Raw genomic sequence first — 12,919 nt, 5'->3', positions numbered from 1 at the left:
CGTTATGGCCCACTCGCAGTGGAAGTATCCAAATGGTCTGAACGTAATCACGGAGGATATGCCTTCAATGGCAAGTGTGACGGCCGGATTTTTTGTACTGAGCGGGGCAAGACATGAGTCCCCGAAACAGACAGGTATAGCACATGCGCTGGAGCATCTGCTTTTTCGGGGGTCGCTGCTCTATCCGAAGGGAGCCATGAGTCCCGAGTTCACTCAAATGACAGGGACTATGAATGCTTTTACCACCTGGGAATATACTTGCTTCTACAGCCGTTCCACCCCTGAAGAATTGCCCGGAATCTTTTTTCCATTAATGGATATGATTCGTCAGCCTCTATTGCGGGAAGAAGATTTTGGTCTGGAACAGAATATTATCCGCAAGGAATTATCAAGACAATTAGAGGAACCGCGGAGCAGACTTACTCATGCGCTTCATCAATACGTGTATCCGGGACGTCTCGGCAAACTGCTGATTGGTCTCGATGAAGATATTCTAAAACTGAGCGCTCTGGAGCTTAGAGAATTTCACCTGCGGCATTACATTCCCTCCAATATTCTGCTGGTGATTTCCGGCAGCCTTGAGAAATGCAGCGGACTGGAGTCCTGCCTGCAAGCTTTACAGGATTGGGAGGAGCCTATGCTTCCGGTCGGGCTTGAACAGCCTCTAATGGCACAACCTGTGGTGGTTAACCTTTCGCAAAAGCGTGCAGATCTATGTTACTCAGTGTGGGCCTGGAGTCTCCCGCCGCTTGAAGATAAAGAACATTACGCAGTCCATTTACTATGCACCTTGCTGGGCGACGATAATTATATCGGCTCAAGACTTTATAATGTGATCGTTGCCCCTGGATTCGCCCAGCAGATCACCTGTGTATACTCCGTATTGGGCGGCAAAGGACTGTTCAAAATCTATGGTTTGGCAAGGTCAGCTCAGCTGGAGGGGATCCGAGAAAAGATGCTGGCCGAGCTGCGCCAGATGGAGGCTGGAAGGATCACACCACGCGAATACAACCGTGCCAAGCAAAAAGTAAAAACACAAATGGCCCTGGATGCTTCCGTATCCCACAGCCGTTCGGTCTCAATTGCCCAGGCCTGGATGCGTCATAGACGTATGGTTCCTCTGGACGAACTCCTGACATTCATTGATCAGATCAGTATAGGTGACCTTCAAAATATAATTGCGCAGTACTTTAACAACCAGGAGTGCTTTGAAATATACGGATAATCACAAGAAACGGAGCTGGTCTAAACATGGTGGAGGAATGGTTCCGCTATCCTGTACATATGGTCTGGTCGGTTACTAATTTGTGTAATGCCCACTGCATACATTGCTCGTCAAGCTCTGGAACCTGTCTTCCGGGAGAACTGGATCAGGCGCGGGCTTTGCAGTTAATTGACGAGCTGGCGGATATGGGTTGTATTGATTTGGCCTTATCTGGCGGAGAGCCGCTGCTTCGGGCGGATATCGAACAGATCATCGAGCATGCCGTTCATCATCATATGCAGGTGGGTCTGGGAACCAACGGCTGGGGTCTGAATCTGAAAAGAGCGAAGGAATTAAGAGGATTAGGACTTCAGCGCATCCAGATCAGCCTCGATGGCATAGGCCAGACGCATGATGAAGTGAGAGGGCTGAAGGGGCTGTTTAATCGTGTGGAACGTGCCATTGATGCTTCTCTGGAGTCAGGACTCCAGACACATATCTGCTTTACTCCCCACAAGGAAAATGTGCATCATACCGAGCAGGTCATTGAATTTGCCTTATCCAAAGGAGTCCATCTATTCAATCTGTCCCAGTTCGTGCCTGTAGGCCGGGGAAGTCAAAGCATGGACTTGCTTCCCGAGCAATGGAAATCATTGGCGATGCTGTGGGTGAACAAGAGGGAGCAGCTTAAAGGGCGTATGAAGTTCAGCAGCCACTTGGCGCAAATGGCTTTGGTTGATCCCACTTTAGCCTGCCAGGAGGGCTTCCGAGGCTGCCAAGCCGGTATGGCGCAAGGGTATATTTCTGCAGATGGTTGGGTCACTCCCTGTGTTATGCTTCCGGTACATTTAGGCAATGTCCATGAGCGTCCCTTAAAAGAGATTTGGGACAGCTCTCCTGTTATCCAGCAATTGCGTGACCGGAGCAACCTGGGCGGAAACTGCGGACAATGCGGAATTCGGGAAAAATGCGGGGGCTGCCGCGGGGTTGCTTATGGCCTGTATCACGACTATTTAGCTGATGATACGCACTGCTGGCTGCATTCCGCACCGGAGTCTGCAGATCGGATCACAGTCTAATAAAAAAGGGGAATGTACAAATGAGCTATGTTACCAGAGATGAAGATATTCGTTATGTTATTTTGCTCAGCCATGCAACGAATGAAAAAATGAGTCTTGAACTCATTCGCGCCCATGTGAACCATTTACGGGAGCTTGACCGGGAGGGGAAGCTGGTATTGTGCGGGCCGTTTACGGATTATGCCGGCGGTATGGTCATTATCCGCGCTGCGTCCAGAGAAGAAGCGGTGCAGATAGCAGAGCGTGATCCTTATGTCCTTTCGGGCAAAGAGAATTATGAATTGCGCACCTGGGAGTTGTCGCTTGAGAGTAACGGACATATGGGCATTGTTGAATAGAATGAAGAGAGGTTGATTCTTTCATGCGGCTTACGTTTTCTTATTTTAGACGACATGACCCCATACTATGGATTCGAGTGTTTGGAACCGGATTATGTGCATTAACTACATTTATGATCCGGCCTTTTCTCATTTTTTATATTTCGGATAAGCTTGGTGGAACTGTGCTGATGCCTTTGCTGGTTGTAGGTCTTCAACCGCTGGCGGGAATTATGCTCAGCTTCTGGGGCGGGGGGCTGGCTGACCGTTACGGGCGCAAGCCGGTTATGCTTGTATCATTGGCTATTCAGGCTTTGTCCATGTTTGGTTTTATATTTGCCGATACCCTGTGGATGCTGATTCTGATTTCTGTACTTGGGGGTATGGGGATGCCGATGTTTCTGCCAGCAGCCAATGCCCAGATTTCTGACATTGTTCCCGAGGAGAAACGTGCGGAAGCATTTGCCCTTATTCATGGTGCAGTCAATGTTGGCGGTGCGCTGGGGCCTTTGCTGGGCTTGGCCGTGTATCTATTGAACCAGAGTGTTATCTTTGTGATTTGTTCGGCTTCTTTTGTTTTGTTTGCTTTGCTCATTTGGTGGAAGGTGCCGGAAACACGACCGGAAGAGATCCTGCAGCCCGATAAGCTGGCGGCCCATTCGACCAGACTTCCATACCGGGAACATAGATTGTTGTACCTGTTGACCTTGTTCGCGCTTCCTGTGGGATTACTGTACTCACAGGTGGAAACCACTCTTCCGCTGCATCTGAAAACAAACTTTTCTAACGCATCCTCCATCTTTGCCGGACTTATGACGATTAATTCTATTGTTGTGATTCTGCTCATGGTCTGGCTGCCAAAGAAGACGGAAAACAAATCACCGCAGTCCATGATATTGATAAGTTATGTGCTGTTTGCCATCGTAAGTCTGGGTTATGGATTTGCTGCATCTTTCCTCGTATTAGTGGTCACGGAGCTGATTTTTACCGTAGGCGAAATTATAGGTATCATCCATTTGCAAAAATATGTTTCCATTGCTGCCCCTGCAGGTATGAGAGGAAGATATAACTCTATCTTTGGCTTATATATGCAAATCCCCAAAATCCTCGGCCCCATTTGCTTCGGACTGATCTTTGAGCATTTTGGCGGGGGAATGATGTTTTCGCTTGTCGCTGGTCTGCTGGTTCTCTGTGGAGTGGCCATCTATCAACTAATCCGTAATGCACAGAATCAGAAAGTCGCTCTAATGCAAAAGGAGCTGCAGACGGATACAGCGGTTTAAGGAGAGTGGAATCAGAATGCAAATCTGTTCTGTGAACATTGGAAAAGCCGGATGGATTGAATGTGAAGGGAAACGCGTATTGTCTGCGATCACGAAGATACCAACAAAAGACCAGGTGTTCTTATCCGCTCTAGGTTTGCAAGGAGATGAACAGGCGAATAAAATCAGACATGGTGGACTAGACAAAGCGGTTTGCGCTTATCCTGAAGAATATTACGATGACTGGGAACAGGAGCTATGCATGGAGCTTCCCTTTGGTTCCTTCGGAGAAAATCTAACAGTACAGGGTATGAGGGAATCGGAAGTACATATCGGCGATATTTTTATGTGGGGGGAGGCGTTGCTTGAGGTTACCCAGCCCCGCCCCCCATGTCATAAGCTGGCTAAAAAGTTTGGCAAACCTCAACTGCCGCTCCTTTTTCAAAATCTGGGGAGAACCGGTTTTCTCATGCGTGTTCTGCAGGAAGGGTGGGTTAGCATGGAGAGCCAATTCGTTTGCTCCAAAACTCATCCCTCTCAAATCTCCATTGCAAGGGTCAATGATGTTATGTATAAGGATATCCGGAATAAAGAGCTGCTCACGGCTATTTTACAGGTGGAGGCCTTGTCGCCAAGCGTTAGAACCACTTTCAAGTTAAGGCTGGCAGGGCATTATGAGGATTCTACGAACAGGCTGCAAGGGATGTAAATTGAGAAGCTGCTTCGATCACACAAAAAACGCCTTCACAGTTAGAGCTGCGAAGGCGTTTTTTGTGTGAAATTTTCAACATTAAATCATGTGCGAGGGCGGGAAAGGATTTTTGACGATAATTGTCGAAACTTGTTGTATAGGTTTTTCGAGGCGTATCCGGTTGAAGGGTATGGAAGATTGCCCGGAAATTATTCGGGTAATAGTAGCATAATGCGGCTAGACTGCCCGTTTTTTATAAGCGGGTCTGAATATGGAGAGAGCAGGGAGGGGGAATGGACAAGTGCCCAACTTTGAACGAAGGCCTCAAGAGACGGGAATTCCATTTCATAAGGAAACAAGTGATGTTCGATGCTAAGGATTGTCTTACTGGATGATGAGAAGCCTGCGTTGAACGTGCTGAACAAAGTGATCGGGGGAAGAGACGATGTGCAGGTGGTCGGCGCATATATGGACCCTTCGGAGCTGCTCAAGGATATAAAGGGACTCAGGCCTGATCTGGTTTTTCTGGATATCGAGATGCCGGAGATGAATGGGTTGGAGCTGGCCGCCCGTTTGCTGGAGCTGCAGGAAGACATCGAGGTCGTGTTTGTTACCGCCTATCGTGAATATGCCCTGGAGGCTTTCGGGGTGAATGCGCTGGATTATTTATTAAAGCCGGTGGTGCCGGACTTGCTGCATCGTACCATAGACAGAGTATTGAAAAGAAGGACAGGGACAGCCCCCGCAAAAGCGGCAACAGCTGCTTCCCGGATTGTATGTTTCGGAGGCTTTGAAATATACAAAGCGGATCATGCGGAACCCATTCGCTTCCCTACTGCAAAGGCGGAAGAGCTATTTGCCTATTTGCTGGTACACCGGAATATGTATATTTCCAAATGGACGCTGTGCGACAGTCTGTGGCCGGAAGTTCACTCGCCGGAGAAAAGCGATCATAATCTGCATACGGCAGTGTACCGGATGAAGAAGACGCTGCGGGATACCGGAATTGGAGTACGTATTTCCTCCCAGCGTGGGTCCTACCGGATGGAATGCGAGGATATTTGTGATTACGTCATGTTTGAGCAAGCCGTTACCCATACGCTTAAGATGGACAACGGCAATATTGAAGCCTTAACGAAGGCGGTTCAGCTCTATAAAGGATCGCTCTTCGGAAACAGGGATTATCCTTGGTGCGAGGCGGAGCGGGAGAGGATGTCCCGGTATTTTGCCAGCCTCTCTAAAAAGTTGGCGAAATTGCATTTGGAAAAACGCCAATATCACGAGGCGGTTGAAGTCCTCCAATCCGTGCTCAGCTATGTACCCTTTGATGGTGAGGCGCATGAAATTCTTCTAAGGACTTATATACATTTACATGATAGAACAGCATTCTTTGCACACTATGAGAAAATGGAAAAAAGCTTCAAAGGGGAGTTGGGCGTAGAACTTCCGGAAGTGTTGAGACAATTATATGCGGATTTGCTATGAAATTCAGGATTTCGGACCTCAAAAAGAGGACGAAATCCTTTTTTGTTGTCGAACAATGTCTGTTAGTGTTTTGTGAGAATGGATTGTTACAATTTTTTTACAACTAAGGAGGGGATCACTGGAAGATGAATGAAAAAATAATGAAAAAACTATCCGTTGTTATCGCTGTTATATTTGTTACGGTGACGATGCTGTCTTCACTCGCATGGTTGCCAAGCGCAGTCAAAGCAGCGGGTGCAGGTACGGGGACAGCGGCTGATCCGTATATCATTACGACGGCGGCACAGCTTAACAATGTACGTAACGGCTTGAGTTCTTATTATAAGCTTGGTAGTGATATCAATCTAAGCAGTTATGGAAACTGGATACCGGTCGGGAATAACAACAGCAACTTCAGAGGCGGCTTTGATGGGAACGGCTATACGATTACAGGTTTAACCATTAATAGGCCTGCTGAATCCTATATCGGATTATTCGGTTATGTAAGTACAGTCGGGCAGATTCGCAATGTTCATTTGTCAGGCGTAAATATAATCGGGTATGACTATACCGGAAGTTTAGTGGGATATATCAATTATGGCAAGGTGGAGAATAGCAGCGCTAGCGGTACGATGACGGGCTATCGTCATGTCGGCGGTCTGGTAGGGAAATCTGAAAATTCAGCTGTCGTGAACGGAAGCTCTGCAAATGTAACGGTCCAAGGATATGCCAACCTTGGCGGTCTGATTGGACAGTACGCCAGTTGGGCTCCTATGGCTGACAACGCTGCCAGTGGTAACGTGACAGGAACCGGAGCTAATATTGGCGGTTTGATCGGGTACCTTGACTGGGGAGGCAACGTCACGAACAGCCACGCCAGCGGCGATGTAAGGGGAACAAACAACAATAGTTTTTATCTTGGCGGCTTAATTGGCAGCAGTAACTCAAACCTTATTGAATACAGTTATGCAACAGGCGATGTATTTTCTAAGGACGGTACTCACGTTGGCGGCCTGCTAGGGGCTGGGGGAGGAATTATTGAGAAGAGTTATGCCAGCGGCCATATCACCGTTGAAGGAGGCAGTTTTCCGTATGCCGGCGGTTTGGTAGGCAGATTTGACTCTGGAAAAATTATCAATAGTTATGCAAATGTTCAGATCACAGGGAACGCTACCAGCACGCTTTTTGGCGGCCTGGTAGGGAGTAATTCAGGCGAAATTAAAAACAGCTACGCGGCCGGACAAGTATCAGGGAACGGAAACGGCAGCAATGGCCCTCTGGTGGGTATGGACGGCTGGAAAAAGGTCACCGGCAGTTACTATAACTCGGACATCGCCGGACAAATCGACAATGGAATGGGCGAGCCGAAGACAACGGCTGAACTGATGAGTGCTGCTACTTTTAGCGGATGGGATTTTAATTCTGTCTGGTTAATCAATGAGGGTATGGAATACCCGAAACTCCGTCCGTATGTACGGTCCTATACCGTCACGTATGAGGGTAATGGAAGTACGACAGGGGGAGTACCTACAGACAGCAGCCGTTATCTGGACAACAGTATAGTTACGGTATTGGGCAATGATGGAGGTCTTGTGAGGGACGGGTATACCTTCGCGGGGTGGAGTATGGACGCTGCTGGGAATGGGGCGGTTTATAAAGCCGGTGATACCTTCAATATAGGGACGGCTAATGCCAAGCTCTATGCAAAGTGGACCGCACTGACGTATACAATCGGCACACTGGGGAATCAGACGTTGGCGGGGTTAACGGCAGGCTATGCACCGGGAACCCAGGAAACAGGGACCATAACCGTTACCAGAACAGGTACGGGGGATTTGACGAATTTGGCTGCGAGCTTGAGCGGAGCCGATGCAGGCAACTTCGAGATTGCCGGACCGGCGGCAACTACGTTGAACGACGGAACGCCTGCAACTACGTTTACCGTTAAGGCGATTGATGGTTTGCCTTTGGGAACCTACAACGCAACAGTTACCGTAACGGCGGATCATATGGCGGGTAAGACCTTCACTGTTAAGCAGGTGGTTGCTAAAGTGATCATCAAGGGCGATGCCAATGGGGATGGACTGATTACTCCCGCAGACGCCCTGATGATTACGCAATATCTGACAGGCAAGATCACGCTGACACCCGAGCAATTTAATGCTCTGGATATGAATAACGATGGGGTTCTCAACAACACTGATATACAAAAGATTATGGCGATTTACCTGGGAGGAGCGAAATCATGATAAACCGCATCAATGGGACGGCAAGCTATATCAGACAAACCTTTTCACTAGTCCTGGTCTTATGCTTGCTGCTGGTTCCCTTCGGTTCCATCGTTCAAGCGACTCCTGCTACTCCGGTCTCGGCCAAGGTTGCCAGTGTCTCCGGGGCTCCGGGGGATACGGTGGATGTGGCGGTTACAGTGGATCCGGGAGACTATTCAGTATTGCAGTATATGATGCAATTATCTTATGATCCGAATGTCCTTGAACCGGTATTTGCAAATCCGGTGACAGATAAAGCAGCCTCTATGTTTTTTAATGCTGACGCAAATATTAGCGGGACGATTAATGTATATGCCGGATATTTCGGGGGATCGTTTTTTCTTTCGGTAAAGCAAGAGGTCTTCGTCATGCATTTCAAAATCAAAGAGACGGCAGGCACTATAAACTCAGATGTAAAAATTGTCTCCGGCACTTATACGGAAGATGATGATTTGTGGAGCAATATTACGAGCGTGACACCTGGTACAGTGAGTGTGGCTCCTATTTCAGAAACCATAAAAGTTGGAATTGGAACTGCATCCGGAATTCCAGGAGAAACGGTAGATGTACCGGTGACCGTTCTGGAATCCTCGGGGTCTGCTGGAGCTTACGGGTTACAGCTTGATTATGATTCGGCTGCGCTTGAAGTAGAGAACATTGTTGGAACATCCGGCGATTTTTTCATGTATACCCAAAATGACGAAGAAGGCTGGCTAAAAGCAGCATGGGCAGATATCAGCGGCGGCGATAATGCGGTTAAAGCTGGTGATAGTTTGTTTATTGTTTCTTTCAAAATTAAGGAGAATGCGTCAATAGGCGACAAGACTGTCACCGTGAGCAGTCCAAATGATCTGCAGCATTTCACCTTTGTGGATACACGTATAGTTGAAATGGAGAAAACCTTTGTTCCCGGCAAGGTAACCGTCAATGAGCCAACGAATGCGGAAGCCCCGGCAATCTCCGGGCAGCCGGAAGACCGGACGGCGAGCGTAGGCGGCACAGCTGAGCTAAGCGTTACGGCAACAGCTGGTGGCACGCTGAGCTACCAATGGTACAGCAATACAGAGAACAGCACGGCAGATGGCACGCCGCTGGCGGGCGAAACGCATGCATCGTTCTCTGCGCCGACGAACATGGTCGGCACAGCCTATTACTATGTTGTGGTGAAGAACACGGATAATAGCAAGACAGGTGTGAAGACGGCGTCGACTACAAGTTCCGTAGCCAAGGTGACCGTTAACTCCCTGACGAACGCAGAAGCCCCGGCGATTTCCGGGCAGCCGGAAGACCGGACGGCGAGCGTGGGCGGCACAGCTGACCTAAGCGTTACGGCAACAGCTGGTGGCACGCTGAGCTACCAGTGGTACAGCAATACGGAGAACAGCACGGCAGACGGCACGCCACTGGCGGGCGAAACGCACGCGTCGTTCTCTGCGCCGACGAACATGGTCGGCACAACCCACTACTATGTCGTGGTGAAGAACACGGATAATAGCAAGACAGGTGTGAAGACGGCGTCGACTACAAGTTCCGTAGCCAAGGTGACCGTTAACTCCCTGACGAACGCAGAAGCCCCGGCGATCTCTGGACAGCCGGAAGACCGGACGGTGAGCGTGGGCGGCACAGCCGATTTAAGCGTTACGGCAACGGCAAACGGTACTTTGAGTTACCAATGGTACAGCAATACGGAGAACAGCACAGCAGACGGCACACTGCTGGCGGGCGAAACGCACGCGTCGTTCTCTGCGCCGACGAATATGGTCGGCACAACCTACTACTATGTCGTGGTGAAGAACACAGATAATAGCAAGACAGGTGTGAAGACGGCTTTGACTACGAGTTCCGTAGCCAAGGTGACCGTTAACTCCCTGACGAACGCGGAAGCACCGTCAATCTCTGGACAGCCGGAAGACCGGACGGTGAGCGTGGGCGGCACAGCCGAGCTAAGCGTTACGGCAACAGCTGGTGGGAAGCTGAGCTATCAATGGTACAGCAATACCGAGAACAGCACGGCAGACGGCACGCCGCTGGCGGGCGAAACGTATGCGTCGTTCTCTGCGCCGACGAACATGGTCGGCAATTTGTACTACTACGTTGTAGTGACCAACACAGACAACAGCAAGACAGGTGTGAAGACGGCATCGACTACGAGTTCCGTAGCGAAGGTGACTATCAACTCCCTGACAAACGCAGAAGCCCCGGCGATCTCCGGACAGCCGGAAGACCGGATGGTGAGCGTGGGCGGCACAGCCGATCTAAGCGTTACGGCAACAGCTGGTGGCACGCTGAGCTACCAATGGTACAGCAATACGGAGAACAGCATGACAGGCGGCACGCCGCTGGCGGGCGAAACGCACGCGTCGTTCTCTGCACCGACGAACATGGTAGGCACAACCTATTACTATGTCGTGGTAAAGAACACGGATAACAGTAAGACAGGTGTGAAGACGGCTTTGACTACGAGTTCCGTAGCGAAGGTGACCGTCAACTCCCTGACGAACGCCGAAACCCCGGTGATTTCGGCCCAACTGGATGACCGGACGGTAAGTGTGGGTGAGGCCGTTTATCTGAATGTTACGGCAACAGCCAGCGGCACGCTGAGCTATCAATGGTACAGCAATACGGAGAACAGCACGACAGGCGGCACGTCGCTTACTGACGAGACGCACGCGACATTCTCCGCGCCAACGAATGTTGAAGGCACAACCTATTACTACGTCGTAGTGACTAATACAGACAACAGCAAGACTGGCGAGAGAACGGCGTCGGCAACGAGCAACGTGGCTAAAGTGGCTGTCAACTCTCTGACGAACGCCGAAGCTCCGGCGATTTCGGCCCAACTAGAAGACCGGACAGTGAGCGTAGGCGGCATAGCCGATCTAAGCGTTACGGCGATAGCGGACGGTACGTTGAGCTACCAATGGTACAGCAATGCGGCGAACAGCACGACAGGCGGCACGCCGCTGACGGGCGAAACGAGCGCGGCGTTCACCGCGCCAACGAGTGCTGTAGGCACAACCTACTACTACGTTGTGGTGACCAACACAGATAACAGCAAGACAGGCGAGAAAACGGCATCGGTAACGAGCTCCACCGCTAAAGTGACCGTTGTAGAGCCAGCTCCATCAACGTCTGCACCAACTGAAACAGCACCTTCTGTACCTACTGCCACTTCTGCCCCAAATACGGGTGTTGACGTGTTGGTTAACGGTGTTGCTGAGCGGGCGGGCATCGCAGTGACAAGTCAGATCGGCGATTTGAAAGTGATTACCGTGACGATCGACCAGAAAAAACTGGAGGATAAACTGGCGGCGGAAGGCAGGGGCGCGACCGTAATCGTTCCGGTCAATGCGGAAGCCAACATTGTGATCGGTGAGCTGAATGGCCAAATGATCAAAAACATGGAGAACCAGCAGGCGAAGCTCGTCATCCAGACGAAAAACGCTTCTTACACTCTACCGGCCATTCAAATCAACATCGATGCTGTATCTCAACTGATTGGCAGCGAGGTTTCTCTGCAGGATATTAAGGTGCAGGTCAAAATTGCCACACCTGCCGCAGAGATGGCTAAGCTTGTGCAGTCAGAGTCGGAGAAAGGGGCATTTGAACTGGTTGCTCCTCCAATTGATTTTACCGTCACGGCCACATATGGCGGAGAGACGGTGGATGTCGCCAAGTTCAATGCTTATGTGGAACGGACCATAGCCATTCCTGAAGGGGTGGATCCTAACCGAGTGACTACAGCCGTTGTCATTGACCCGGATGGAACGGTTCGCCATGTGCCTACACAAGTCATTCTCAATGGCGGGACGTATTACGCGAAGATCAACAGCTTAACGAACAGTACGTATTCTGTTATCTGGCACCCTATTTCCTACAAGGACGTTGAGCACCACTGGGCGAAAGAGGCCGTCAATGATATGGGATCCCGGATGATCATTAACGGGATTGGGAATGGAGATTTTGATCCCGACCAAGACATTACTCGCGCAGAATTTGCAGCGATTATCGTTCGCGGACTGGGATTGAAGACGGACAATAGTACGATTCCATTCTCGGATGTGAAGTCGGCCGATTGGTATAGCAGCTTTATTAGTACAGCGCATTCGTATAATCTGATTAACGGCTTTGAGGACGGAACCTTCCGTCCGTTGGAGAAGATAACGCGGGAGCAAGCGATGGTTATTTTGGCCAAAGCGATAAAAATTACAGGACTGAAGTCAAATCTTCAGACTAATAACGGGGAAGAGCTGCTGAGTTCTTTCGTGGATTCAAGCCATGTATCAGCCTGGGCAGCGACAAGCATTACCGACATTTTGCAAGCGGGAATTGTGTTGGGACGAAGCGATCACCAGCTCGTACCTGAAGCGCCTATATCAAGAGCAGAGGTTGCAGTCACGGTGAAGCGGCTGCTGCAAAAATCCGGTCTAATATAAGAGGCGAGAATCTTATCAGAGGTATCCATGAGGCTATGTTACATAGCCTCACGGATACCTTTTTTTATTGGGAGGAACGAGGTAGGGGCCCGGCGGTGAAATGTGGTTCTAAATGTTCCGGATAGACAATTAATATTGCAGGCATTTCAAACCCTCCAGTAAGACACCACCCAATAGATCATTTGTTATAGTTACG

8 protein-coding genes are annotated in these 12,919 nt (G+C 49.8%); all 8 read left to right on the top strand.

The window, feature by feature from the left end; translation table 11 throughout:
* The first annotated feature begins 4 nt into the window (after positions 1-4).
* Complete coding sequence (locus MHI45_RS17720) at positions 5-1,225, top strand: M16 family metallopeptidase (RefSeq protein ID WP_340895933.1); 1,221 nt, start codon at positions 5-7, stop codon at positions 1,223-1,225.
* Between the two features lie 26 nt (positions 1,226-1,251).
* Positions 1,252-2,283: a radical SAM/SPASM domain-containing protein gene (locus MHI45_RS17715; protein WP_341119242.1), complete on the top strand. Its 1,032-nt coding sequence runs from the start codon at positions 1,252-1,254 to the stop codon at positions 2,281-2,283.
* Between the two features lie 20 nt (positions 2,284-2,303).
* On the top strand, positions 2,304-2,621 hold the full coding sequence (locus MHI45_RS17710; protein WP_052092395.1) for a YciI family protein: 318 nt from the start codon (positions 2,304-2,306) through the stop codon (positions 2,619-2,621).
* Between the two features lie 23 nt (positions 2,622-2,644).
* The gene (locus MHI45_RS17705; protein ID WP_340895937.1) at positions 2,645-3,883 is read left to right on the top strand and encodes an MDR family MFS transporter; all 1,239 of its coding nucleotides are present in this window, start codon (positions 2,645-2,647) and stop codon (positions 3,881-3,883) included.
* 16 nt (positions 3,884-3,899) lie between these two features.
* Complete coding sequence (locus MHI45_RS17700) at positions 3,900-4,571, top strand: MOSC domain-containing protein (RefSeq protein ID WP_076113760.1); 672 nt, start codon at positions 3,900-3,902, stop codon at positions 4,569-4,571.
* 351 nt (positions 4,572-4,922) lie between these two features.
* Positions 4,923-6,038, top strand: a complete 1,116-nt coding sequence (locus tag MHI45_RS17695; RefSeq protein WP_076113759.1) for a response regulator — start codon at positions 4,923-4,925, stop codon at positions 6,036-6,038.
* Positions 6,039-6,163: 125 nt separating this feature from the next.
* Positions 6,164-8,266, top strand: coding sequence for a GLUG motif-containing protein (locus tag MHI45_RS17690; RefSeq protein ID WP_076113758.1), 2,103 nt, complete (start codon positions 6,164-6,166; stop codon positions 8,264-8,266).
* Positions 8,263-12,723 carry an S-layer homology domain-containing protein gene (locus tag MHI45_RS17685; protein ID WP_341119241.1) on the top strand — a complete coding sequence of 1,487 codons (4,461 nt, stop codon included), beginning with the start codon at positions 8,263-8,265 and terminating at the stop codon, positions 12,721-12,723. Before MHI45_RS17690 ends, MHI45_RS17685 begins: the two co-directional genes overlap by 4 nt.
* The last annotated feature ends 196 nt before the right edge of the window (positions 12,724-12,919 follow it).

This window comes from Paenibacillus sp. FSL H3-0321, from assembly GCF_038002865.1.
In the GTDB taxonomy this organism is placed as follows: domain Bacteria; phylum Bacillota; class Bacilli; order Paenibacillales; family Paenibacillaceae; genus Paenibacillus_AQ.
The sequence above is the reverse complement of the archived record's forward strand: the minus strand, read 5'-3'. Positions and strand labels throughout refer to the sequence as shown.